We start from the raw sequence: 23,111 nt of genomic DNA, 5'->3' as shown, positions 1-23,111 counted from the left end.
CTCATGACGATGGCATCGGCTCCCGGCAAAATCATCCTCTTCGGAGAGCATGCCGTTGTCTCCGGCACTGCCGCATTGGGAGGAGCCATAGATCTGCGAGCTAGGGCTATTGTGCAGAGCCTGCCGGGAAGGATTTTGATAGAGACTGACGACCTTTCACTACGAGGTTTTTCTCTGGATCTCTCTACCGGGGAGATCAGGTCAGCCAGTGCGGCCTATGCTACCAGATATGTATCAGCTGTTTTAAAGGAGCTTGGTGCAAGGGATGTTAGGGTCATGATCGAGTCGGACATCCCGCCGGCAGCGGGTCTCGGATCATCGGCGTCCATAGTGGTTGCCACGGTAGCTGCTCTAAACGGTCACCTGGGCCTGGAATTATCACAAAAAGAGATTGCAGCTCTCTCCTACCGCATAGAGAAGGAGGTTCAAAAGGGGAGAGGCAGCCCCATGGATACTGCTCTGGCCACATATGGCGGCTACCAGAGGATTGCAGATGACAACCAGCGTCTCGATCTTCCACCTTTAGAGATGGTGGTGGGATACACCAGACTGCCTCATGATACCTTTTCCCTGGTGGAGAAGGTCCAGCTCTTAAAAGAGCGCTATCCAGACCTGGTGGGTCCCATATTCCAGGCCATAGGAGCCATATCCGAGAGGGCTGCTCCTCTGATCCGAGAGCAGAGACTGAAAGATCTGGGCGAGCTGATGGACATCAACCATGGCCTCTTGGAGGCCCTGGGGGTGGGCTCCAGAGAGCTGTCCGAGCTAGTCTATGCGGCGAGGAATACCGGAGGAGCCTTAGGGGCCAAGCTGACGGGAGCGGGAGGAGGAGGATGCATGATCGCCCTTCCCGGGATGGCCGGAAAGGATGCATTATTGGTGGCCTTGAGGCAGGCCAGAGGAATGGCATTTGCAGCTATGATGGGCTGTGAGGGCGTCCGGCTGGAGGTTGCGTGAGTCGGGAGGGCGAGCAATGGTTCGGGTCTTGAAGATCGGAGGAAGCATTCTGACCGATAAGAGCTGTGAGAGAGGCGCCCTGCCCATGGAGATTGAGCGGGTGGCCAGAGAGGTCGCCTCCAGGCCCCACGATCTGGTGCTGGTGCACGGAGCAGGGTCATTTGGACATATTCCTGCCAGACAATATGGCCTGCCACAGAGGTTCAGTCCGGAGGGCTTGAGGGTGACCCATGAGTCGGTGGTCAGACTGAACCGTCTGGTGCTCGAGGCCCTGGCCAAAGCAGGGGTCGGGGCCCTGCCCGTCCACCCCTTATCCTGCTTGATCCTGTCCGGAGGAAGAATAGAGAGCTTTGCCACTGAGCCGATAAAAAAGATGCTGGAGGATGGCATTATGCCCATATTGCATGGTGATGTGGCCATGGACTTGACTCAGAGGGCAGGGATAGTATCCGGGGACCAGTTGGTAAGCCATCTGGCCAGAGCTCTCAAGGCAGAGATTGTGGCCGTGGGCTGCAATGTGGATGGGGTACTGTTCTCTGGCCGTCCCATGGCAGAGGTCAAGAGATCGGATCTTCCGTTAATTGAGGGAGCCATCGGAGGAAGCGCAGGTATTGACGTCACCGGCGGGATGAAGGGAAAGCTGGATGAATTACTGGACCTGGCAGATATGGGCATGAGCTCAATGATATTCAATGCCTCCAAAGAGGGGAACATCGTGCGGGCTCTGCGGGGCGAGGCCATAGGGACCAAGGTCTGGAGGCCGGATTGACCACCTCCAGTCGAAAGCTCGATCATATCAGAATCTGTCTGGACAATCCTGTGGAGTCTGAGGGAGTGGTGGCTAGGTCCTTTGATGATCTGGTGCTTGTCCATAAGGCTCTGCCGGAAATCGACGAGGCAGATATCGATACTTCCTGCCGGTTTTTGGGAAGAAAGCTATCAGCACCACTCATGATCAGCGCTATGACCGGAGGCCATCCCAGCGTCAAGGAGATCAACGTAAATCTAGCTCTGGCTGCATCCGAGCTTGGCATAGCCATGGGAGTGGGCTCGCAGAGGGCAGCTCTTGAGGAAGAGAGCCTGAAGGATACCTTCTCCGCGGTGCGGGATGCCGCTCCCGATATTCCGATCATCGGAAACATCGGCGCGGTGCAGCTGAAGCGGTCCGGACCCGGGATTTTGGATCAGCTGGCAGAGATGATAGATGCCGATGCTATCGCCGTTCATCTGAACTTCCTCCAGGAGAGCATTCAGCCGGAGGGGGATCGAGATGCCTCCGGGGTGGTCAAAGTGTTAGGAGAGGCAGCAAATGGATCGGTGCCCATAATCGTCAAGGAGACGGGGGCGGGCATATCCAGGGAGACGGCTGCCAGCCTGGCAGATGTGGGAGTCAAGATGATAGACGTATCCGGGCAGGGGGGCCTCTCCTGGGCCGGAGTTGAGACCTACCGGGCAGCTGAGATCGGCGATTGTGACCTGGAGGAGATGGGAAGGCTGTTTTGGAGCTGGGGAATTCCTACTCCTGTGAGCATCGTCGAGTGCCGATCTATCGGCCTGGACGTCATCTCCTCGGGAGGGATCCGGAGCGGCCTGGATGTTGCAAAGAGCCTCTCACTGGGGGCGAGCCTTGCCGGGACTGCCCTTCCCATGCTTAAACCGGCAACAAAAGATGCAAAAGCCGTGGTCAGAGCCATGAGCCCGTATCTGCGCGCTCTGAGGATCTGTATGTTCCTCACCGGTTGCAGAAGGGCTGGGGAGCTGAAAGGAGTCCCTCTTGTGGTTCTAGGAAGGACCAGAGAATGGCTTGGGGCCCGGGGTTATGATTTGAATGAGTTTTCTGCTTATAGAGAGTTGACAAAATGAAAGATATTGCGATAATCGCCGTCGGCGGCTATAATGAGATCGGCCGCAACATGACTGCGATAAGGATAGGAAAAGATATTGTAGTAATGGATATGGGGATCAGGCTGGATCGGGTGCAGATTCATGAGGATACCGATGTAGAGTCCCTGCATGCCGCAGACCTGATCAACATAGGCGCCATTCCCGATGACAGCATAATGGAGAACGTTGATGGAAAGGTCAGGGCTATCGCCTGCACTCATGGTCACCTCGATCATATCGGAGCCATATCCAAGCTGGCTCATAAGTACCATGCTCCGATAATTGCCTCTCCGTTTACGGCAGACCTGATAAATCAGGAGATCAAGTCGGAGAAGATCTTCGGGGTGAACAATCCCCTGAAGACCATGAACGCTGGAGAGCGTTTTCAGGTTACGCCGGATATCGATCTGGAGTTCGTGCGGGTACAGCACAGCATTGTGGACTGCGTGTTTGCCGCCATTCACACTCCCAAAGGGATTATTCTCTATGCCAATGACTTCAAGATCGATCGATCGCCGACATTGGGTGAGCCGCCAGACTTTGCCCGGCTGAGGGCCTTGGGAAAGGAGGGGGTGCTGGCTCTCATCACCGAGACCACCAATGCCGCCATCTCCGGAAAGACGCCGTCCGAGCAGATAGCCAAGGACCTGGTGATGGACGTTCTTATCGGCACAGAGGAATCCAGGTCTGGGGTCATGGTCACCACCTTCTCCTCCCATATCGCCCGGATCAGAGCGATAATCGAAGCAGCTCATAAGATGGGGAGAAAGCCGGTGCTCTTAGGCCGGTCCATGGAGAAGTACTGGGGTACGGCAGTGCGGACCGGTTATGCCCAGCAGGGGGAAGTCTCAGTCTTTGGAAGGAGAAAGTCGGTGGACAAGGCCCTGAAGAGGATCATGAGCGAAGGCAAGGACAAGTATCTGCCCATCATGACCGGCCATCAGGGTGAGCCGGGGGCGATATTGAGCCGGGTGGCCAATGGAGAGACCGACTTTCTGGTGGATTCCGGAGATCGAGTGATCTTCTCCGCAGGAATCATTCCCCAGCCTCTGAACGAGTCCAACCGCCATACTGTGGTGACCAAGCTAAAGATGAGAGGAGGCAGGATCTACGATAATGTGCATGTCTCCGGGCATGCCTGTCGGGAGGATCACTGGGAGCTGTTGCGGATGATCAATCCGGAGCATGTCATACCGAGCCATGGGACGCTGGCCAGTCATGGCAGCTATCTGATGATGGCTGAGGAGACTGGCTACTCTCTGGGATCGAATATCCATCTGGTGAGGAACGGCCAGGAGCTTCTCATCGATTGAAGCTTAATTTAAATAGAATCAAGGGATAGGGAGGTTGTGAGAAGGATGATGGAGGAAGAGCTGGAGAGGCGTGCGGCTCTGGTAACGGCAACCATCGAAAAGCTGCTCCCAGTGATGCATCCGCGCGGCCTGTATGAGGCGAGCCGGCACCTGGTGGACTCCGGCGGGAAGAGGTTGAGGCCGTCGATGCTGCTACTTGCGGCTGAGGCTGCGGGTGGAGAGGCTCTCGCCCTGGCTCCGGCGGCGGTATCCATCGAATTGGTCCATAACTTCACTCTCATTCATGATGACATCATGGACAATGCCGATGTGCGTCGGGGGAGGCCTGCGGTGCATAAGATCTGGGGGCAGTCGGGAGCTATTCTGGCTGGCGATACCCTTTACTCCAAGGCCTTTCAGGTTTTGGGGATGACTGCTGCCAGCCCGGAGCGGATCTTAGGGGCGATGAATATGCTCTCCCGAACCTGTACAGCGATTTGCGAGGGCCAGTGGCTGGACATGGAGTTCGAATCCAAAGACCGGGTGACTGAGAACGAGTACATGGAGATGATCGAGAAGAAGACCGGTGTTCTCTATGGCGCTTCTGCTGGGATGGGGGCGCTCCTGGCCGGGGCACCGCTCGAGGTGGTCAGGGCGCTGGATGAGTTTGGCCGGCTGACGGGCATGGGATTTCAGCTCCAGGATGATGTCATCGATCTTTTGACCCCGGAGGAGGTCTCGGGAAAGAAGCAGGGCGGGGATCTGATCGAGGGGAAGAAGACATTGATCATGATCCATGCCTTTGCCAATGACATAGTGGTGCCGGTCTTCAGCAAGAAGGATGCATCGGCAGAGGAGATCTTCCGGTCGATCTCCATTCTGGAAGGGAGCGGCTCGATTGAGTATGCCAGGTCCAGAGCAGAGGAGATGGTAGTACAGGGCAAGAGGGCTTTGGATGTTCTGCCTCCATCACCGGCCAAAGAGACGTTGCTGGAGCTGGCCGACTACATGATCCGCAGAAGGTACTAGGTCAAGCGAAGAGTGCAAGAATTGAGCCGGTATCGGATTGGTATCGGCTTTGAGTTCTTCTGATACTATTTTTATCTCTAATTCAAAATCATTTGCATCCAATGGAGATTACCTTTGCAGATATCGATGATATCTTTTCTGAGGCTCTTCGCTGAAATATGTGGGGGAAGTCAAGAAGAGAATATGGCCTCTGTTCCTCTGTTTCTCTTTGGTTGGGTCAGAGCATAGCGTTTCACCACAGAGGCAAAAAGATACAGAGAATTAGCGATTCAGGTTCACCCATTCAAAATAGCGAGGAACCTTTTCTGATTTGGAACGATTGCCCCAGCCTAACGATGAAAAAAACGGTAGAGGACACCCTAAAAGGACCATACGCAATCGAGCTTTCTTGGAGAGATATTCACTGCCCTCTGCTTTGGCAGTCAACCACCCTTCGCCCGTCCCGGAAAAGCATGACCACATTTTGAGCATCCTTAATGTCCTGGAGCGGGTCGCCATCCACTACCAGCAGGTCTGCAGCGCGCCCGGGTTCAATAGCTCCGATGCTATCCGTTCTCAGTGCCCGGGCGGCCTCAATGGTCGCAGCTCTCAGGGCCTCCTGTGGGGTGAGTCCACAATCCACCAGCAGCTCCAGCTCGCGGTGAACGCCGGCGCCGAAGGGAACGCCGTTTATGGGCGCGTCGCTTCCCACAACGATCCAACCTCCTGCAGCATAAAGCTCTCCCACTCGCAGTCTGAGCTGCGAAGAGATCTGTGGAGGAAGTACCGCGTCTGTGACTGACAGCGTCGGCGTAATTGGCACGTTTTGTTCCACCAGTCTGTCCAGGACATCCTCTGGCCAGCCATCAAGAACAGCCCTCGCTTCGACATGCTCCAATCCGTCAACCCCGGCGGCGAGAACGTCCTCCAGGTCTTCGAGGGTGCCCCAATGGGCGGTGACGGCAAGGCCTTGCTCGTGCGCCTCAGTCACAATAGCATCAAGGACTTCGGGGGCTATTGGTTCAAGGTCGCGCCCAGGCCCGCCTCGCTCCTGAACCACCTTGATGAGGTCTGCTCGATCTTCGCCGCTGGCGAGCTCCTTCACTGCTCTGCGGGCTTCTTCCGTGGTGCTTGGAAGTCGCACTGAGTCAGATGCCGGATCAACTCCAAAGGTAGCCACTGGATGGCCGCCCGGCGTCGTGAATATGGGGCCGGCAGCAAACAGGCGCGGCCCTTCCAGGGAACCGTCTCGAAGATGCCGGCGAAGCTCCATGATCCAGCCATGCTCGTTCCCCAGGTCCCGGACGGTGGTGACGCCGTTCTCCAGAAATGCACGCCGCGTATCGGGGTAGAAGCGCACCCAGTCGAAGACCAGCTTTGGCATCTCCAGGATGCCCGGCTCTTCATTGGCTTTATAAGTCTGCGGTCCCAGATGCACATGCATATCGATAAGGCCCGGCATCAGGGTGTAGCTGGTCAGGTCGAGAACTTTTGCTCCAGGTGGGATGTCGATTTTGCCCTCTTCTCCGACCTCAATTATCGTGCCATCTTTAATGAGGACCTCAGCCCTATTGATCGGTTCTAAGTCTTCTCCTTCCAGCACAGTCGCATTGGTCAGGGCAAGGTATCCCTCCTGTGCCGCTCCGGCTGTGTAAAGCGTTGCATTATAGCAGATAAAACAGCCTGCAACAAGGATCGCGACTACTGCAAATGCATCCAGCAAGATGCGCTTCAAGTGAAAGGATTCGCTCATTTGCTTTTCCCCCAAGACGTTTTGAATTTTCTGCTATACCCAAGCTTCATATCTCTTTTTTTCTGCTCTTATCTTCCATGCCGCCAATAGAAGCAGCATAACCACGCCAAGTAAGAAGACTGTTCTCTGAACCAGCTCGTCATAAAACATCGCCTCATCAAATGGCACTAAGAGGAAGGCAATCCATGCTCTGGTCAGGAGAGCTCCCCCAGCCAAAGAGAGTGTATGGGAGGCGCTCCAATCTCTGCTCTGCGACCATCGCCATGTCAGGGCAGCCAGCAGGCCTACTGTGAGGATGTTAATTATGAAGCCTGGCCAGTCGATCATGAACATCGAAGGGATGCCAAGCATTTCGCATCCTGTTTCTATGATGTTCGGCAGGCTCAAGAGCATAAAGGCAGCAGTTCCAACCACCCATGGTTTGGGCAGCCGTATGGCGGCAAAGGGCCGCTCTTCTAATCTGACGGAAAACGCCAGGGCGATCAAGGCCATAACGACGATGGCCGTTCCAGCCATCTGAAGAGCAGATGGGAAAAACTGGTCATCTATAGCTATCCCCCAGCAGAGGATTGAGGACGCCAGGATATACAGGAGCGATATAATAGCTAACCCGAGGTTGCCCAACCACGGCACCGTCCTGCTCCTGGGAACAAAGGTCTCAATTATTGCGATGGGCGCGCTTATGCTCCAGATCACATGCCCCAAAACGAAATACAGTGCATCCAGATAGCTGATGCCTAGTGCCGGGATATATGTGGGATTTGGCATGTCATGCCATAATTCTGTGATCTGAAAGGATGGATCGAACAGGCTGTGGTCGATCAAGCCCGCCATGAAGATTCCGAAAGCAAGTGAGAGCAGAATTATCGTCGGCCAGCCACGGCCTGTGCGGCGAGCGCTCTCTCGGATGATGATGGCTGCGCCACCATAAGTCGGCGCTAAGAGCAATAAACCCACCAGCATCTCGGTGAAGGTCTCAGACGAATAGCCGATGAGATACTCCGCGGTCAGAGGCGCCAAGAAGAATAGCCCGAGCACAGGTGCGATGCTATTCCAGAAGCCCAATCCCCTTTGAGGCTTTCTCAATCCAACTGTTTGAGATATCGTACGATCCATAGTCTTACCTCTGATCCGCTTTGGTTGCCCGATCAAATATCTCGAAGATCTCGGCACAGTAGGTCTCCAGGCCGACTATGGCGATGAGGTACTGATCTGCCAGATACTCGCCAATGGCCCCCTGGATAGCGCTGGCCATGGCATGGATATCGAACTCGCGGAACTCGCCGCTGGCCTGGCCTTCGGTAAGGAGCTGTTCAAGCGCATATACAACCGGGTCCTCCCCATCATCGGACAGCTTATAATAGGGAACGTTGTCGAGCGTCCTGGCATTGAAAACGATCTCGATCAGGGCGACGTTATGTTTGGAATGCGTTCCCTGGTATGCAAGCCTTGCCTCGATGAATATGCGCAGCTTCTCCCGCGCTGTACTTCCTTCTTTCAATCGCTCTGTTACATACGCGTTAGCCTCAGAGAGCAGTGTCGTCAAAGTCTGGTTTATCAGGTCGTTTTTATCGCTGAAATGGTATGAGATCAGGGGCGTGCTGATTCCAGCTCTCTTGGCTATTTGCGCAAGGCTGGCGTTTACATAGCCGATCTCATCGAGAGTGGCAATCGTGGCCTCGATTATCTGCTCTCGCCTCGCCTCAGCAATGAACGATTGCCTTTCGTCTGCTTCTTTATCGTTTGTCATCTCTTCTCCCTTTGGGATCGGCCCAAACGCTCTCGTTCAAGCGCCCATGCCTTTTTGACTGTATGCTCAATTTTTTGATCATGCGATCAAAAATCCGTTTCAGCATTCATATATAAATAGATTGTCCACAAGTCAAATTTCCGGGGAAGAATCCTGCTGGAGAAATCCTCCCCCAATGTTGCCCGGATCCAATTCCCTAAACTCTGTTGCCGTTTCGCGCTGTTTCGGGCTTCCCGTTGCAGAGGATTTTACGGCTCCTCGCTAATCTTCATTCATTTTCCTTCATTGAGGCGGCGACCTCATGGGTGGCGAGGATGCCGTTCAAGGCGGCTGGAAAGCCGGCATAGATTGAGATGAGCAGCATTATCTCGACGATCTCCGCCTCGGAGAGGCCTGCCCTGAACCCGCCGCCAATATGAAACCGGAGCTGCGATGGGGCCGTCCCTTTTGCCGCAAGCGCTGCAATGGTCGCGACCTGTCGGTCCCGCAGGGAGAGGAGACCCCGTGCATAGATATCGCCATACCCGAATGCAATGACGTATTTTGCGATGTCCGGGTTGATCGGGTCGTATGTCTCCTTAAGGATGCGTTCCTGTTCAGGCGCAATCATGGCAAGCAGATTCTTCCCTCTTTCATACCTCCCTTCGGATCCGGCGTGAAGGGAATCCGTCGGGAGCGCTTGGCCGGTCTCCTGCAGGACCTCGACAAGCGTCTTCATGGCGTTCAGTGTTGCCGGGAACCCAGCGTACCCGCACATCTGAATGATGACCTCGCGGATCTCCTCCGGTGTGCAGCCGACATGAAGTGCGGCATGGGTGTGGACCTTCAGCTGAGGCGCTGCAGTGCCCATGGCTGTCAGGGCGGCAACCACCGCGAGTTCTCGGGTCCTGTTGTCGAGTCCGTCACGAGCATAAATCTCGCCGAACGAGTATTCGATGAGGTACCGGGCAAGGTCGGGGCAGATCCTGTTGATGGTCTCTTCGACCTGGATTCCGGCTTCCATCGATCTGGAGCAGTTTTCTCCTTCCAATCTCTGCGTAGTCTTTCATTGTTCCTCCCTTTCAGGCAAATCCATCATGCCAGCCCTACAGCCACGCAACCACGAGTGGCTTGCGGCGCGGAATCCCGTAGATCTCGTGCTGCGGGTGGCCGAATATCATCGCATAGGCGCTTCTCCGCCCGGCGGGGATACTTAGGTCTTTTTGCAGCGGCTTGTACGATGATGCCGCCATCGCAACAAAGCCGGCCCAGCAGGTACCAATCCCGTGTGCCGGCGCCGCGAGATCGAAGTGGGTGAGCGCAATGATGGCATCGGTCTGGGCCACTGGATATTCTTCCGGTATGGTGGCTACGAGCAGGTGCGGGGCGCCCCGACAGATAACATCGCTGCCGCTCTCCCATCCCCTAATGAGCGCCGGGACGTAGCCGCTCATGGGATGGTTTGAGCCGGCGAGCGTTCTCATCCATTCGATGGTCATGGCAGCGATCTTCTTCACCCTCTCCTGATCGTGGACAACGATCCATTCCACTGGCTGTCTGTTTCCCGCGGATGCGGCATACCGGGCGATATCGAGGAGTTCGAGGATCTTTTTCTTTGGCACCGGATCCTTCGTATAGTGCCGGACAGAGCGCCGCTTCCTCAGGTAGTATCCCATATTATCAGGTGCAATATCCCCCGCTCCCGCTGGCAGGCGCATCTTTTCGTCCGGGCGATCTTCCAGGATTAGCGCCTGCGACGGGCAGTGGGCTTCACAATGCCTGCATTGGATGCAAATGCCAGCTTTGGTGTCATTCGTTTTCGGCAGTGAGTTCTCATCGGCAGGCTCAATGATACCCATTATGCAGACCGTGGAGCAGATCCCGCAACGAGTGCAGAGATCTTGGTCGACCAGTATGGTTGTCATGTAAATCGCTCTTGCTATGATGTCATCGCCGTATCAGCTTCTTTCCGGCGCTCCACGCGTCACCGGCATGCTTCCCAAGCGTCCAGTAGCGGTTGTCGGGCATGGTCAGGAAGAGCGGGTCGATCCCCGGGAAATCAGGCTTTCCGTCTTTGATTACCCTGCCATCTGCATATGCACCGACTATCTCGCCGATGTAGAGGCTGTTGGTTGGGAGGGGCACGATCTGGACGAGCCGGCACTCAAGCGAGACCGGGCATTCCCGGATCATCGGGGCGGTCTTCAGCGAGCCGTAGAAGATCTCGAAGGTCTCCGATTTGTCGACCTTTTCTCCAGACACAAGCCCGCAGTAATCGGTCTTATCCAGAAGCTCCGATGATGGGATGTTCACTGAGAAGGTCTTTGTCTCTGCTATGCCTTTCGGTGTATAGTGGTGATTCGCAATCCCGCAGACGAGCATAGGCGGAGTTGCATTTGCCCGCGTGCACCAGCCAACAGCCATGAAATTGGCGATTCCTGAAACCTGCGTCCCTACAAGAACCACAGGCATCGGAATGAAAAAGTTCTGTCCGATCTGCATTTTGTCCATAGTTCTCTCCTGCAATCTGAACTGTTAGCGAAAAATTTGCGTTAACTGTATATATAGGAAATACAGTCAAAATAGTAACATAATATCATAGGAGTAACTATGACCTATACCAAGAACGGGAAGACCTTTCACTGCCCGGTGGAGGCGGCACTGGATGTGATCGGCGGCAAGTGGAAACCCCTTATCCTTTGGGCCCTCGGAGATGCAGTGTTGCGCTTTAATGAGCTGCAAAAAGCGATACCGGGGGTCAATACCAAGATGCTGACAAAGCAGCTTCGCGAGCTGGAAGAGGATGGGGTTATCAAGCGAACGATCTATCCAGAAGTTCCACCCCGGGTGGAATACAGAATCACGGATTTCGGAAAGACATTGATTCCAGTCCTTGAAGCGCTCTGTAACTGGGGAGCAAACTATCTTGGGATCGAGGATGAGGATGCATCCGCGCGCCAGTGTCGACAGAAGCAGCAAAGAAGAAATGAGGTTTGCGAGTGATGTGCTCACTCCAAGATCGAGTTCGCTCTGGCTTTCGTTTTATGGCAAATGATTTTGAGTTAATTGAATCCGGCGCAGCGGATATGCTCATCCACCGTTTATGATGTTAGAAATACAAAACATTTAAATATCTCCATGTGATAAATACCTAACATACATACTGAGAAACACTGCAGTCCATCGGGTGGGGTGGCCGATGACCAAGGCCATCGCCTAACGGACAGAAGAGGTAATCATGAGAATAGATAGATTTTCAGCAGGCATGCTGCTCGGAGCGGCATTGATCTTTGCGGGAGTACTTTTAACTCAAGCGGGATACGATGCATTCTTCCTGGTGGCAGGAGGGGTAGCCGCACTGGCCACGACCGCTGTCCGGAGATGGCAGAGAGGTAATGAGCCGGAAAAGGACGAAAGGACGAATAAGATCAGGGCCTTCGGCTTGGCCTATTCTTGGTTGGTGAGCATAATTATAGTCCTGATCATTTTCTGTGCCACAATCATGGGATTCATCTCTATTGATGCTATCACGGCCTTATCGATCACCATTTACATTATGACCGGCAGCGCCATCGTCTCGCTCGCCGTTCTTCACCGCCGGGGCGATGTGGATTGGTCCTGAGAACGCGCATCAAAGAGCTGAGGGCCAGACACGGGCTCACCCAGGAGGAGCTGGCCCGAATGGTAGGAGTGCGGCGGGAGACGATTCTCTTCTTGGAGAAGGGCAAATACAATCCATCGCTAAAGCTTGCCTGCAAGATCGCCCTGGCTCTGCAGGCCAGCATCGATGAGATATTCATTTTCGAGGAGGAGGATCTGAAATGAGACAAAGCCGAGATCATAGTTTTAGCGATCGTATCAAAAAGCTTTCAGGATTATTGCTGCTGATTTTCATGCTCATTCTGTTATCCAGAGATGGATATTGCAGTCCCAGCCCCCTTGGCGAAGACGGCTCTTTAATCCCCCGTCAGATACTGTTCGGCAACCCGGACAAGACCAGCGTCAAGATCAGCCCTGACGGGAGCCGAATAAGCTATCTGGCTCCGGTAAACGGAGTCCTCAACTGAATTATTGCGGATTGCCGGATTTCCACGTTGATGGCAATGAAAATGCGTTCGCTGCGGCGAATAAATGCGAGGGCGGGATTAGAAATCAGCTATATGAGACGTCTTCTGATCGTATCGGCAATTCTTGAAGGAATGGCTGGGGCAGCCTTGGTGCTGCTGCCTTCGGCATCGATTTTTATGCTACTGGGTGCGCCCCCAGATACGCCGGTGGCGTTTAGCATTGCTCGTGGAGCTGGGGTGGCGCTGCTTTCCCTTAGCGCTGCATATTGGCTGGCTCGAAACGATGTTTATAGCGTGGCTGCGAGGGGACTGATTATAGCTATGCTGCTGTATAATAGTGCCTTCGTTTATTGCTTCACGTCGCACTCGTGATTTGGTGCGTGGTCTGCCTGAGACGAAGACCGCATACCAAAACTCCTGCGACATCTTCTACTCTGTGACCGATCATGACGCTATGCGATCTAGAAGATCAAAACTGTTATGGCAATACGCTGTCGATAAATCACCTTCGTTTCAGTATCCGGAAAAGATGTGCGATATGATTCGCCCTTCAGCCTTGCGCAGGTGCTCTACGGTCGCAGACTTGCCGATCCCCAGCCTCTCTGCGAGCTGGTCTGCGTTGATCCGCCTGGGGTAATCATAGTAGCCGCCCTTCTTGGCCTTGATGAGGATATCTCGTTGCCTGTTGGTAAGGCAGGATAAGACATCATAATGCTGATAGCTTGCCCTCTGGCAGCTGATGCTTTTAATTTCTCCCATCAATCTGATTCTCTCGAAGAATCTCTTCAGGTTCGGCTGGTCGCCTATGACGGTATAGACGAGCTTCTCGGAGGTGGAATAGGTGGGCTGATCCCAGACCAGTTCCAGGTCAAGCTCTTTATACACGAACTTTAGCTTATCTGACACCTTTCCCCTCATCAGACATATGGCCTCTTTTCCGTCAACCTTTAAGACATCCATTACTTCAATGCCTGGCGGATAGGGCAGGTCTTCCGGGGAGTATCCATCCCTCATAATACACCTGACTATAGCCGTCTTGATGTCTCTATCAAAATCGAGGTGGATCATCTGCAAGATTTCGGCGTATTCTATCTTCTCAAAAAAATCATGCAGCAGATCCTTCAAAAAAGGATGCGGAACCAACTCCACTGTCGCCTTTCTCATAAAGACTTGATTCTCTACCAGGTATAAAAAGTACCCCACATGAACGGCACAAGCTAATTATCCGCCAGGTAGATTCTATAACGGCCATGAAGTGCGCGTTCTTTATCCTCATGGCTTCAAGCCTTCTCCTTTTGCCCGCTTTAGGCAGGAGGTCGTTGACCTCTACTCCGACCTCCAGTCCTGCGATGTGACTGTTGCTGGAACAGGAGCGGGCGATCTGCTCAAGCTAGAGCTCTTCTCCTCAGGGAAGGTATTGCAGTCCAGGACCCTAGCTCTGGACGGTCCGGGAACCTGGGTAGCGAGATGGGACAAAATGCCCTCGACGGAGGGATCCTACAGCGCCCGGGCGACGCTTTTCCGGAATGGATCTCTCCTATCAGAGAAGAGCATTGACTTTCACCATGGTGGGCGGGTTCCGGTGAAGTTCGATGTAAGGGACTATCAAGCAGACAGCAGCGGGGTTCATCTTCTGATCTATTCTCCGGACCTGGCGATAGTGGATATCTATCACATGCTCATTAAAGATGGAAAAGCCCTATATGTCGCTCGCGAAAGCCCCGTTTCCATATCAGACGGCATTCGCAATATCGATTTTGACTGGAAGCAGCTTCTTGTGAGGGGCGAGCAATACTCGGGTCGGATTAAGATCGTAGAAAAGGAGACCGGTCAGACCCGAGCCTTCATGAGCTCCTTTCTGGCCCGGTAGGATGCGAGGATTACCGACACTTATGAGGACGAGACAGGTGCCAGCGCCACGATTCTGGGGAAATCCATGACTCCCTTTCACGGTTTCCTGAGGTTTCTCCTCTCGCAGGATGAAAGGTCCCTCGCTACTCTGGAGAAGAAGACCCCCGTTCTTCTCAAAGGAGATGACGAGACGATTGAAGTATCCTGGAACAAGACCCTGAACCCCGGGATATACCAGCTGAAAATCCAGCTCTTGGGTACAGAAGGAGATCTGATAGACTTTACTGAGAGGGTGATCGAGGCAAAGGCCAGGACTAATCTGACCGCCGTCAAGACAGAAACGCCCAAAGACTCATCCTCGAGCATGATCTTAGGCCTGCTTGGCCTGGTCGCTTTTGCAGGGATCATTTATGTAATCCGCGGGAGGCGCTGAGATGCTGGCCTTCTCTTCATTCGAGATCTTCGTGGCCATGAGACATATAACTTACCGCAAGCGGCAAGCAGCTCTGGCCATAACAGCTGTTGGAATGGCGGTGGCCGTATCCCTCCTGATCATAGCAGTTCAAAACGGCTTCTCCGATTACATGCTGGATATAGTATTCAAGAGCCTCCCTCATATAATCATCAAGCCCATAGACGGAGAGAACTACCTCAACCTCTATCAGAATGTCATAGATGGCGTCTGGGGCCTGGAGGGGGTAGTAGGGGTCTCACCGGTCCTGGCGGCCACCGCGACCTTCACCCACGAAGACAAGGTCGCAAATGCTGCAATGCTTGGAGTTCTGCCTTTCGAGGCCGATAAGATCAGCAAGATAAGTGAGAGCATGGTGCAGGGAGACCTGAACTCCATCATTGGAGGAAAAAAGATCCTCCTGGGCAGATCTTTGGCAGAGAAGCTCGACATGAAGCTGGGAGATACGGTGCACGCTGACTTTCCCGATGCCAGGGACCTCAACCTCACAGTATCGGGGATCTTCGATACTGGTTATGCCTCCGTCGATGAGAAGACATCCTACGTATCCCTGGAGACTGCTCAGGTGTTTTTGAACGAAGGGAATGTAGTGACCCAAATCGATATCAAACTGAATGACATCGACCAAGCCCAAGCCGTGGCTGGGCAGATCTCTTCGGATAGGTACGAGGTCCAGGTATGGCAGGAATCCAATCCTGAAATCGTGGAAAGCCTGGCCTATGAGAAGGCCTCTAACATGATCACCCTGCTTTTGATCATGGTCATCGCCACCTTCGGAATAGCCAGCATCATGAATATGCTGGTCCTTGAAAAGACACGGGAGATAGGGATGCTGATGGCAGCAGGGGCTGATAGCTCTCATATCAGGAAGATCTTCCTCCTGGAGAGCGGCCTTCTCGGCCTCATGGGGGCCTTGCTTGGCTGCGCCATGAGCCTCGTTTTAGCCATCAGGCTTCGAAGCCTTCAGATCGAGATGCCCACCGGCGGCATGGTCGATCTGCCCGTAATCCTCTCCTATCAGGATATGGTCACGCTCTCATTAATAGCGCTGATTCTGAGCCTTGCGGCCGGGATCTATCCTGCACATATAGCCTCGAAGCTGGACCCGGTAGAGTCCCTGAGGGGATAGAGATGTTTGAGCTTATCATTGCCTGGAGGCATATCACAGCCAGCCCCAGGATGGTGCTCTTCCCCGTCCTCGCTGTGGCCCTGGCTGTGATGGTTATAGCAGCTATGATGGGGCTCATGGAGAGTTACAGGGAGGAGATCATCAGCAGCACAGTGGAGAACAGCCCCTACCTGACGGTTGAGCCGAAGGAGGGTGAAGACTATATCCACCTCTACAAGACGCTCTCAAGCGTGATCTGGGGCTATTCCGGGGTTGAGGCGGTCTCGCCCAGGCTCTTGGGGATGGCTGCGGCCAAGTACAGAGAACAGGTGAAAGGAGTCTCCATCATAGGCATCGACCCGCTGCTTGAAGATCCTCTCCTGGGTGTGCAAAGCGACCTGGTCTGGGGCGATTTCAATGATCTGGCTTTCAAGAAGCATTCGGCCATCGTTGGAGCCAAGCTGGCAGAAGATCTGAAGCTGAAGCCTGGGGATGGTTTTTACCTGGTTCGCAAGGGAGTGTCTTTAAAGGTAACCCCAGCAGGCTACATCCGGACGGGAACCGGAGCTGATGAGTCGCTAGTGTACCTTCCCCTGGAGACTGCTCAGAGGCTGATGGGAGAAGGAGATGTAGTCTCTGAGATTGGGATTAAAACATCAGATCTCTATGAGGCCCCAGCCATCGCTTCCGGGTTGAGCCGGGACAGTTTCTATAAGGCCCAGAGCTGGCAGGATAAGAGCCGGAACCTCCTGAATCTCCTGGATACACAGAGGTTTTTCACTTACCTCTTTTACCTGCTCATATTCGTCATCTCCGGATTTGGCGTGGTCAACACCATGATTATGACCATCTCCCGCAGGACCAGAGAAATTGGCATCCTCATGGCCATCGGTGCCAACAGAGGATCTATAATCAAGATCTTTATGGCCGAGAGCCTGATCCTCGGTCCTCCATCAGCCGCTCTGGGATGCCTTTTGGCTTATGTAGCTGCCAAGCTGATCGAGGCATTTCCGATTGAGATCCCCGCTGAGGTCTATGCCGCTTCCAGGATGAGCATCCTCTTAAGCCCCGAGATCTTCGCCTATGCCGTAGCTTTTGCCATGATGGTGGATCTGGCAGCGGGACTGTATCCTGCCTATAAGGCATCTCGAATGGATCCGGTCGAGGCCATAGCCTCGGCTTAAATTTAGTGTTAATTTTCAGGAGAATGATATCATGAACATAATCGTCGCCAATAAGTTGAGAAAGGTCTTCGGAAACGGCGTGGAGTTGCTGGCTCTGGACGATGTCGACCTGACGATCCTGGAGGGGGAGTTCCTCTCCATAACCGGTCCCAGCGGCAGCGGCAAGTCCACTCTGCTGAACATGCTTGGGCTGCTGGATAAGCCATCGGGAGGCGAGATATGGCTGAAGGGCAGGGAAGTGTCGCAATCCAGCTCCCTGGAGAGGTCCCGGCTTCGAAACAAGGAACTGGGATTCATCTTCCAGTATCATCATCTCTTGCCGGAGTTCACTGCGCTGGAGAACGTCATGATTCCTCAGCTCATTGCCGGGGAAGACAAAAAAGCAGCTCGCCATAGGAGCGAGGAGCTATTGCGGGAGATGGGGCTCGTGGAACGGCTGAACCACAAACCAAGCGAGCTGTCGGGAGGCCAGAGCCAGAGAGTGGCTGTAGCCCGGGCCCTGGCTAACAGGCCATCTATCGTGATCGGCGACGAGCCCACTGGGAACCTGGACACCAAGAGCTCGGAGATGGTCTATGAGCTGCTGAGAAAGCTGAACCGGGAGATAAAACAGACCTTCATCCTGGTGACACATGATATGAGCATGGCTCAGAAAACCGATCGAATCCTCCGGCTGGTTGACGGGAGGATAGTGAGCGAGATGCGCAGAGAGAACGGCGGATTTGTAGAGTGCCTGTGAGATGAAAGAAGCTGCAAAAGCAAACTACTCCTGCCTAAAATATTGGGTGGGCAGAGTGAAAAGCTGCTTCGGGCCTTTCGAGGAGCGGGTCTATTTTCTCTTCAGGTGGAATATGTGGACGAGCTTTCTCTTCTCCTCCGGGAGGAGTGAATATGCTATTTTTTCCACCTCCTTTTGATCCTGCCCGCCGGCGATTATTATCCCTTCGATTATGGCAAACCAGCCTTCGTTAATGCCGATATCTTTAAGCTTCTTTCGATACTTTCTTGCCTGGACCCTGCCCATCTCCTCGCTGTATATGGGCAATAGCTCTGGTTTTTTACTGAGCAGCTCCTCAATCTCCTGCCAGTGAATGTCTCTGCTCTCCTGGGACCGCAGAAATGCCCTCAGCCTCTCTGCATCGCTGGGGGCGGCATCCTTGGGTGAGAAAGGCAGCGAGGTTATAATTCCATAGCTCGCTTTAGCCTGGCGGAAGCTGTCGTTGATGCTGCTTTTCATCCCTGAACCGAAAAATATATTGTAGCAGCTGAATGAGCCATCGAAGATGATCTTTCCTTTAAAGGGCAGAAGGGTGGCTTGGACGATTCTGGGCAGATTGCCGATCAGCTCCCACTGCATGGCCAGTCCCTTAACGCCGTAAGCCTTGGGTGAACGGCCTTCATTCATGAAGACTGCATGATCCTTGAGAAATCGGACGATGTAGAATCTGCCTTTCACGAAATGTTGCCAGCTGGATATGATCTCCAGCTCTTCTGCTGAAAAGCCCTGAGGATTCTCCCGCACAAATGAATCGATCTGATCGGGCTTGGAGTAGAGCTTCTCTTTGAGCTTCTCAATGTCCTCCAGAGCCTCCTTGAAGAGATCCTCAGGACTCTGAAAGTCCTTCAGAATCTTGTGTTTGTTATTTACATAAAGCAATAGTGAATGGTACAGCTTCAGAAATAGCCTCCTGTCGTCATCTGGAAGGTTCATGGCAGATTCATAAAGCTACAAATATTTGGCTTTATGCTCCTCCGCGGATAACACCCATGCGCGTTGTCCCAACAAAATTACTCCGTATCCACGAACCGATCTCTCAGGCAATCCATTACATGAGGCAGGGTGGTATACTCCATTTCCTCCATGGGCAGCCGGTGCGGCTCGAAGGGGCCGTGCGCCCTCATGTAATCGGTGATCTCCAGACACCTCTGCCGGACGCGGTCGAAGGCCAGGTCATTGAAGAGATCCACCGGCCCCACGAACTTCCCCTCGGCTAGCTGGAATCCGGCGGCTATCACCCGTGGCGGGCCGTCGAACCTGGTGGGATGAGCGGTATCAAATGAGCAGGGCATAAGTGGCCCGTTGTGGCTGCCCCGCATCCATCCGCTCACCAGGTGCCCGATGGAGAAGGGCTCGAGCACCTCGCCCAGCGCGGGCAGGCCGGACTGCGACCTCACTAAGGCCACGGGATCGTCCTTGCCCACATACTTGCCAGCGGTCTGGTAGAGCTTCTCAGTGCTGATCACCGCCACCGGCTCACTCTGGGGTATCTTGCTGCCGGGCTTGGCAAAGACTCTCTTGATCACATATCGGCTCTTGGCACCGATCAGCGCCAGCATATCGTACATCTCCTCCGGGCAGTTCATGAGGACCTTCTTGTGCTCTAGGATATCCCAGACCTCAAAAGTGAAGCCGTGATGGAAGGAGGGATCTATTATCAGCCCGGCGGTGTTGAATGGATCGGCAAACATCTTGAAGATGGGGAGATTGAAGGCTCCGGGCTCGGTCTTGTCCATCATAAAAGCGATGATGGGCTCTGCCGTGCGCTCGGTTATCTCCATCTCCGCAACCCCTGGACCCATGCCCTTGATGTTTCCGGAGAAGGCGTCCGCCAGCAGGTCCTGGCCATAGCCATAAAGCTTGAGGCCCTTGGCCGTCTCAGTGGCTGCCTCGAATGTCTCCCAGGCTAGGCCGTGGATGTCGCCGCAGTCGCAGCCCGTCCTGTGGCTCATGAGCAGCTCCAGATCGTCGCCGCAGGCCATAACCCTGTAGTCCACCAGACAGCCGGACTTTTTGGCCTCTTCCAGCTTCTCCTCCGCAGTCTTGATCAATTCTGGATGGACCGAACAGTGGCCGGGATAGCCGCCTACATCGGCTTTTATTAAGCTTATAGTTATCTTTGTCATATCAATCCCACCTGACGCTCCCTGGAGAACGGCGTATTTATCACTATTATCTCTAATAGATACGATATATTATGGCCTTTATGGTCATAAATCTTTGTGGACCAAAATCTCTAATGCGGGATCTCCTGAAAAGAGAGCGTCTGGGAGTTCCCCAGATCATTCCTGATGTTCTCCAACACAGCCGCATTTATGCCGGCATTGCTTAATTGATAACTTTTAGCCCTTCAGCATCTTCGGCATTTCCAGCGGCACATCCGCAGGCTTGATGAATTGATCCAGCACTGGCCGGGTGCCCATAACCATGAGCTTATCGAATAAAAAGGCGAATTTGCCTTCCAGTTCTGCGCAGATCTCATCCCGGACGTCAGTCGGCAGCTGCCACAGCTCAGGCTTGAACGGTCCGAAGCCCTTCTTGCGGGTCTTATAGATGAACTGCTCTTCCGTATCCTTTTCCTTCCATTCTCCTTTCAATTCTCCCCGCAGGTGATCATAGATCTTAGACCGCAGCTGGCCAGGGAAGCTCCTGCTATCATAGATTATGTTCTGAAAGCCTGTCGCCAGGTGAATCTCGGCCGTTCCGGTAGCTGGAAAGCGATCAAAAGCCTCATCTGGAAGGGTTGATGCCCCGTGCTGAACCGCCCCTGAGAGGCCGTATTCGGCGCGGGCGGTCTCCGAGAGCTTCTCCAGCACCTCAAAATCGATCTTAACCTTAGCCACTGTGCCGTCGGCCAGGGGCACGCCGCCATGGGTCGTCCCGGTCTGCACGCTGATCTTGCTGATTCCCTTTAAAGCCGGTCCACGCTTTTTGAGCTCTTCCAGGTAGCCGTCCATGAATGTCTGCAGCTCCTCGACTGTGCTGTTTTTGCCGCCAACCTCACCGATCTCCCCACCCACGGAGACGGTTATGCCTTCCGGCTCCAGATCGCGAATCAAGGCAGTCAGCTCCGCCGCCAAGGTGTAGTTCAATCTCTGCTGATCTTTGATGGTGGCCTTAGATAGATCAACCAGGGTGGAGGTATCGATGTCGATATTGTAAAAGCCGGCCTGGATGGCTTCCCGGATCAAATCCTTGACCGACTGGGTCTCCTTTTCCCCGTCCGCGGCGAACTTTTTGGCGTTTATCTGAAAATGATCGCCCTGCAGGAAGACCGGGCCCCGCCATCCGGATTTGATCGCTGCCGCCAATACGGCACAGGCATACTCCCGCGGCCTTTGCTTGGTATAGCCTATCTCCGAACGGGCGATTTCGAAAATGACCGGACCAACATTGCCTTTCATTGACGCCCTGAATACCGCTTGCGCCACGTGGTAAGTGATGCCCCGGATATTTATCGCTGGAACGGTAAACCCGCTGACCTCTTTTCTGCCCATGGCCTCATACAGGGATTGGATCGATGCAGGCAAAATTCCCATACTGGCAGCGCCCCGACGAATCAGATATGCCGCTGCTTCTTGAATAGCCGGGTCGGGGCTGAAGACGGCAGTATAGATCAAATCATCGATTAGCTTTTCTCTAAAACTGGGCTCATTCAGGACGCGAACATCACCCTCTTGACAGGTGAGTATGGATTCGCATCCCCTTTTCAGCTGATCTTCATTCTGGTAAATCATTGCTGCACCTTTCCCTCTAATGTATTTATTATTTATATGTTAATTATAACTCATTTACTGCGACAGGAATTCTCTCGCCATGGTCACTTCCGTCCTCGAACCGATATAGATGGGCGAGCGCTGATTAACTGAATTCACTTTGAGGGATAGTATATCGTCTTTCCCATCAGTTGCCATGCCTCCTGCCTGCTCCACAATAAAGGCCATGGGCTGAAGCTCAAACAGCAACCGCAGCTTTCCCTGAGGCGATTTTTTCAGTGCCGGATAGGTGAACAACCCTCCCCTCTTGATGATGACCTGATTAATATCGGGGACGAAACCACCGCTATAGCGCAGCTTGTAGCCATCTGCCTCCAGCTTATCGATATACCTATGATGGCTGTCCGTCCAGTCTTTGCGCAGACCGCCAGGGGAAAAGATGGATCCTCTCTCATTGAGCCTGATATTCTCCTCGGACAGGACATACTCTCCTTCGCGATCCAATACGAACTCATGCACGCCCTTTCCTGCAGAGTAGATCATGGTGATGAGCGGGCCGTAGGTGATATAAAGAGCGGCGACCATCGAATTTTTGCCGCAGTCGAATATTGAATTTCTGTGGATGCCGATGATCGTCCCAATGGCCAGATTGGTATCCACCAGGGAAGAGCCGTCCACTGGATCAGCGGTGACAATATACTGTTCCTGCCCTTGACCGATGGTGATGATATCCTCCTGCTCCTCGGAGGCATACTCGCGGACAAATCCGGAGTTCCGCAGCATATTTTTCAATATGTCGTCGGAGATGCGGTCCAGCGCCAGTTGGTCCTCGCCATAAACGTTTTTGAAGCCGGCCAGCTTTCGGTTTGATTCGTGGATCTTTGCAGAGATATACTTGCCAACAACAGCAATCTGCCAGATGAGCCGCCGCAGTTCCACCTCGATGCCACTCATCCACATGTGCCGCCTCAGATCAACGATAAATCGAGTATGATTATTTATGCCGTCAACCATGGATTCTCCTCGATATCTTTTAGCAGTCTGCAAGTTTTTCCTCGATAATAAAGATGTTGCCCCATACTGAAAAAAATGTATTATCGATTCTCTAATTGCCGTTTTTTGATGAATGTGAATCGCAAATTCTCGGTATCTTTGCAGAAGTACTTGTATTTGCCAGAGATATCTATCTGCGGAGTCGGCCAATGAAGCCTAATGCTATTAATAGCGAACGATCTTGCTCGGTCTGATGGGTGGCTATGATTGATGCCAGGAGCGGTAATGGAACTTGCTGCAAAATATCATGTTGAAACCG

General features: G+C 53.5%; 26 protein-coding genes. 15 read left to right on the top strand and 11 right to left on the bottom strand.

The genetic code is table 11. The annotated features are described in order from the left end of the window. Window positions 1-3: 3 nt before the first annotated feature. Genes mvk through BP727_RS07645 form a run of 5 tightly spaced genes read left to right on the top strand, consistent with a single transcriptional unit; the run spans window position 4 to window position 5,162 of the window. A complete protein-coding gene (gene mvk, locus BP727_RS07665; RefSeq protein WP_013720012.1) occupies window positions 4-957 on the top strand; it encodes a mevalonate kinase in 954 nt (317 codons plus the stop codon). Between the two features lie 16 nt (window positions 958-973). Next, window positions 974-1,726 carry an isopentenyl phosphate kinase gene (locus tag BP727_RS07660; protein ID WP_013720011.1) on the top strand — a complete coding sequence of 251 codons (753 nt, stop codon included), beginning with the start codon at window positions 974-976 and terminating at the stop codon, window positions 1,724-1,726. Continuing rightward, window positions 1,723-2,820, top strand: a complete 1,098-nt coding sequence (fni, locus tag BP727_RS07655; RefSeq protein ID WP_013720010.1) for a type 2 isopentenyl-diphosphate Delta-isomerase — start codon at window positions 1,723-1,725, stop codon at window positions 2,818-2,820. The genes BP727_RS07660 and fni overlap by 4 nt, the downstream gene beginning before the upstream one ends. Next, on the top strand, window positions 2,817-4,154 hold the full coding sequence (locus BP727_RS07650; protein WP_273278380.1) for an RNase J family beta-CASP ribonuclease: 1,338 nt from the start codon (window positions 2,817-2,819) through the stop codon (window positions 4,152-4,154). The genes fni and BP727_RS07650 overlap by 4 nt, the downstream gene beginning before the upstream one ends. Window positions 4,155-4,199: 45 nt before the next feature. Then, entirely contained in the window at window positions 4,200-5,162 is a 963-nt protein-coding gene (locus BP727_RS07645) for a polyprenyl synthetase family protein (protein WP_273279063.1), read from the top strand. Window positions 5,163-5,562: 400 nt separating this feature from the next. Here the strand turns inward: BP727_RS07645 and BP727_RS07640 are convergent, their stop codons facing one another. The 6 genes from BP727_RS07640 to BP727_RS07615 all read right to left on the bottom strand — a co-directional run bounded on the left by BP727_RS07640 (window position 5,563) and on the right by BP727_RS07615 (window position 11,134). Then, window positions 5,563-6,894 carry an amidohydrolase family protein gene (locus BP727_RS07640; protein WP_048132375.1) on the bottom strand — a complete coding sequence of 444 codons (1,332 nt, stop codon included), beginning with the start codon at window positions 6,892-6,894 and terminating at the stop codon, window positions 5,563-5,565. A gap of 33 nt (window positions 6,895-6,927) precedes the next feature. Beyond that, window positions 6,928-8,010, bottom strand: coding sequence for a hypothetical protein (locus tag BP727_RS07635; RefSeq protein WP_286858141.1), 1,083 nt, complete (start codon window positions 8,008-8,010; stop codon window positions 6,928-6,930). Between the two features lie 4 nt (window positions 8,011-8,014). Beyond that, window positions 8,015-8,644, bottom strand: coding sequence for a TetR/AcrR family transcriptional regulator (locus BP727_RS07630; protein ID WP_273278377.1), 630 nt, complete (start codon window positions 8,642-8,644; stop codon window positions 8,015-8,017). Between the two features lie 268 nt (window positions 8,645-8,912). Next, entirely contained in the window at window positions 8,913-9,647 is a 735-nt protein-coding gene (locus BP727_RS07625; protein WP_273271151.1) for a carboxymuconolactone decarboxylase family protein, read from the bottom strand. An 82-nt stretch (window positions 9,648-9,729) separates the two neighbouring features. Then, window positions 9,730-10,548 carry a nitroreductase family protein gene (locus BP727_RS07620; protein WP_273271152.1) on the bottom strand — a complete coding sequence of 273 codons (819 nt, stop codon included), beginning with the start codon at window positions 10,546-10,548 and terminating at the stop codon, window positions 9,730-9,732. A 22-nt stretch (window positions 10,549-10,570) separates the two neighbouring features. Next, complete coding sequence (locus BP727_RS07615; protein ID WP_273278376.1) at window positions 10,571-11,134, bottom strand: flavin reductase family protein; 564 nt, start codon at window positions 11,132-11,134, stop codon at window positions 10,571-10,573. Between the two features lie 99 nt (window positions 11,135-11,233). On the opposite strand from BP727_RS07615, the gene BP727_RS07610 reads away from it, so the two are divergent. The 5 genes from BP727_RS07610 to BP727_RS07590 all read left to right on the top strand — a co-directional run bounded on the left by BP727_RS07610 (window position 11,234) and on the right by BP727_RS07590 (window position 13,062). Further along, complete coding sequence (locus BP727_RS07610) at window positions 11,234-11,626, top strand: winged helix-turn-helix transcriptional regulator (protein ID WP_273271155.1); 393 nt, start codon at window positions 11,234-11,236, stop codon at window positions 11,624-11,626. A gap of 235 nt (window positions 11,627-11,861) precedes the next feature. After that, entirely contained in the window at window positions 11,862-12,245 is a 384-nt protein-coding gene (locus tag BP727_RS07605; protein ID WP_013720000.1) for a hypothetical protein, read from the top strand. Beyond that, window positions 12,242-12,448, top strand: coding sequence for a helix-turn-helix transcriptional regulator (locus BP727_RS07600; protein ID WP_342766275.1), 207 nt, complete (start codon window positions 12,242-12,244; stop codon window positions 12,446-12,448). Before BP727_RS07605 ends, BP727_RS07600 begins: the two co-directional genes overlap by 4 nt. A 68-nt stretch (window positions 12,449-12,516) precedes the next feature. Then, a complete protein-coding gene (locus tag BP727_RS07595) occupies window positions 12,517-12,690 on the top strand; it encodes a hypothetical protein (protein ID WP_286858137.1) in 174 nt (57 codons plus the stop codon). 30 nt (window positions 12,691-12,720) lie between these two features. After that, complete coding sequence (locus tag BP727_RS07590; RefSeq protein ID WP_157863794.1) at window positions 12,721-13,062, top strand: hypothetical protein; 342 nt, start codon at window positions 12,721-12,723, stop codon at window positions 13,060-13,062. 141 nt (window positions 13,063-13,203) lie between these two features. On the opposite strand, the gene BP727_RS07585 is transcribed toward BP727_RS07590, so the two are convergent. After that, window positions 13,204-13,758 (bottom strand): helix-turn-helix domain-containing protein, encoded by a 555-nt coding sequence (locus tag BP727_RS07585; protein WP_286858134.1) that lies wholly within the window; start codon window positions 13,756-13,758, stop codon window positions 13,204-13,206. Window positions 13,759-13,945: 187 nt separating this feature from the next. Here BP727_RS07585 and BP727_RS07580 point away from each other — a divergent pair, with 187 nt between their 5' ends. The 5 genes from BP727_RS07580 (at window position 13,946) to BP727_RS07560 (ending at window position 18,044) form a co-directional block, all read left to right on the top strand. Further along, a complete protein-coding gene (locus tag BP727_RS07580) occupies window positions 13,946-14,560 on the top strand; it encodes a hypothetical protein (RefSeq protein ID WP_286858132.1) in 615 nt (204 codons plus the stop codon). A 66-nt stretch (window positions 14,561-14,626) separates the two neighbouring features. Further along, window positions 14,627-14,974 (top strand): hypothetical protein, encoded by a 348-nt coding sequence (locus BP727_RS07575; protein ID WP_013719995.1) that lies wholly within the window; start codon window positions 14,627-14,629, stop codon window positions 14,972-14,974. A gap of 1 nt (window position 14,975) precedes the next feature. Further along, window positions 14,976-16,142, top strand: coding sequence for an ABC transporter permease (locus tag BP727_RS07570; protein ID WP_013719994.1), 1,167 nt, complete (start codon window positions 14,976-14,978; stop codon window positions 16,140-16,142). Window positions 16,143-16,144: 2 nt separating this feature from the next. Then, window positions 16,145-17,305, top strand: coding sequence for an ABC transporter permease (locus BP727_RS07565; RefSeq protein WP_013719993.1), 1,161 nt, complete (start codon window positions 16,145-16,147; stop codon window positions 17,303-17,305). A 31-nt stretch (window positions 17,306-17,336) separates the two neighbouring features. After that, complete coding sequence (locus tag BP727_RS07560) at window positions 17,337-18,044, top strand: ABC transporter ATP-binding protein (protein WP_286858129.1); 708 nt, start codon at window positions 17,337-17,339, stop codon at window positions 18,042-18,044. 90 nt (window positions 18,045-18,134) lie between these two features. Here the strand turns inward: BP727_RS07560 and BP727_RS07555 are convergent, their stop codons facing one another. The 4 genes from BP727_RS07555 to BP727_RS07540 form a co-directional block, all read right to left on the bottom strand. Beyond that, window positions 18,135-19,016, bottom strand: coding sequence for a hypothetical protein (locus BP727_RS07555; protein WP_273278371.1), 882 nt, complete (start codon window positions 19,014-19,016; stop codon window positions 18,135-18,137). A gap of 77 nt (window positions 19,017-19,093) precedes the next feature. After that, window positions 19,094-20,209 carry a fructose-1,6-bisphosphate aldolase/phosphatase gene (gene fbp, locus BP727_RS07550; protein WP_013719987.1) on the bottom strand — a complete coding sequence of 372 codons (1,116 nt, stop codon included), beginning with the start codon at window positions 20,207-20,209 and terminating at the stop codon, window positions 19,094-19,096. A 216-nt stretch (window positions 20,210-20,425) separates the two neighbouring features. After that, a complete protein-coding gene (locus BP727_RS07545; protein ID WP_013719986.1) occupies window positions 20,426-21,820 on the bottom strand; it encodes a class II fructose-bisphosphate aldolase in 1,395 nt (464 codons plus the stop codon). Between the two features lie 54 nt (window positions 21,821-21,874). After that, complete coding sequence (locus tag BP727_RS07540) at window positions 21,875-22,813, bottom strand: class 1 fructose-bisphosphatase (protein WP_013719985.1); 939 nt, start codon at window positions 22,811-22,813, stop codon at window positions 21,875-21,877. Window positions 22,814-23,111: the final 298 nt, after the last annotated feature.

This window comes from Methanosaeta sp. UBA356, from assembly GCF_002496465.1.
Taxonomy (GTDB): Archaea; Halobacteriota; Methanosarcinia; order Methanotrichales; family Methanotrichaceae; genus Methanothrix; species Methanothrix soehngenii.
This window is presented reverse-complemented; position numbering and strand designations above follow the sequence as displayed.

Bases quoted from the DNA above. Each gene is read 5' to 3' on its own strand.
- BP727_RS07635 (WP_286858141.1), bottom strand. From the start codon at position 8,010: ATGGATCGTACGATATCTCAAACAGTTGGATTGAGAAAGCCTCAAAGG.
- BP727_RS07660 (WP_013720011.1), top strand. From the start codon at position 974: ATGGTTCGGGTCTTGAAGATCGGAGGAAGCATTCTGACCGATAAGAGC.
- BP727_RS07610 (WP_273271155.1), top strand. From the start codon at position 11,234: ATGACCTATACCAAGAACGGGAAGACCTTTCACTGCCCGGTGGAGGCG.
- BP727_RS07605 (WP_013720000.1), top strand. From the start codon at position 11,862: ATGAGAATAGATAGATTTTCAGCAGGCATGCTGCTCGGAGCGGCATTG.
- BP727_RS07590 (WP_157863794.1), top strand. From the start codon at position 12,721: ATGGCAATGAAAATGCGTTCGCTGCGGCGAATAAATGCGAGGGCGGGA.
- BP727_RS07640 (WP_048132375.1), bottom strand. From the start codon at position 6,894: ATGAGCGAATCCTTTCACTTGAAGCGCATCTTGCTGGATGCATTTGCA.
- BP727_RS07555 (WP_273278371.1), bottom strand. From the start codon at position 19,016: ATGAACCTTCCAGATGACGACAGGAGGCTATTTCTGAAGCTGTACCAT.
- BP727_RS07540 (WP_013719985.1), bottom strand. From the start codon at position 22,813: ATGGTTGACGGCATAAATAATCATACTCGATTTATCGTTGATCTGAGG.
- BP727_RS07620 (WP_273271152.1), bottom strand. From the start codon at position 10,548: ATGACAACCATACTGGTCGACCAAGATCTCTGCACTCGTTGCGGGATC.
- fbp (WP_013719987.1), bottom strand. From the start codon at position 20,209: ATGACAAAGATAACTATAAGCTTAATAAAAGCCGATGTAGGCGGCTAT.
- BP727_RS07575 (WP_013719995.1), top strand. From the start codon at position 14,627: ATGACTCCCTTTCACGGTTTCCTGAGGTTTCTCCTCTCGCAGGATGAA.
- BP727_RS07645 (WP_273279063.1), top strand. From the start codon at position 4,200: ATGATGGAGGAAGAGCTGGAGAGGCGTGCGGCTCTGGTAACGGCAACC.
- BP727_RS07585 (WP_286858134.1), bottom strand. From the start codon at position 13,758: ATGATCCACCTCGATTTTGATAGAGACATCAAGACGGCTATAGTCAGG.
- BP727_RS07545 (WP_013719986.1), bottom strand. From the start codon at position 21,820: ATGATTTACCAGAATGAAGATCAGCTGAAAAGGGGATGCGAATCCATA.
- BP727_RS07650 (WP_273278380.1), top strand. From the start codon at position 2,817: ATGAAAGATATTGCGATAATCGCCGTCGGCGGCTATAATGAGATCGGC.
- BP727_RS07560 (WP_286858129.1), top strand. From the start codon at position 17,337: ATGAACATAATCGTCGCCAATAAGTTGAGAAAGGTCTTCGGAAACGGC.
- BP727_RS07595 (WP_286858137.1), top strand. From the start codon at position 12,517: ATGCTCATTCTGTTATCCAGAGATGGATATTGCAGTCCCAGCCCCCTT.
- BP727_RS07570 (WP_013719994.1), top strand. From the start codon at position 14,976: ATGCTGGCCTTCTCTTCATTCGAGATCTTCGTGGCCATGAGACATATA.
- BP727_RS07565 (WP_013719993.1), top strand. From the start codon at position 16,145: ATGTTTGAGCTTATCATTGCCTGGAGGCATATCACAGCCAGCCCCAGG.
- BP727_RS07625 (WP_273271151.1), bottom strand. From the start codon at position 9,647: ATGGAAGCCGGAATCCAGGTCGAAGAGACCATCAACAGGATCTGCCCC.
- BP727_RS07630 (WP_273278377.1), bottom strand. From the start codon at position 8,644: ATGACAAACGATAAAGAAGCAGACGAAAGGCAATCGTTCATTGCTGAG.
- mvk (WP_013720012.1), top strand. From the start codon at position 4: ATGACGATGGCATCGGCTCCCGGCAAAATCATCCTCTTCGGAGAGCAT.
- BP727_RS07615 (WP_273278376.1), bottom strand. From the start codon at position 11,134: ATGGACAAAATGCAGATCGGACAGAACTTTTTCATTCCGATGCCTGTG.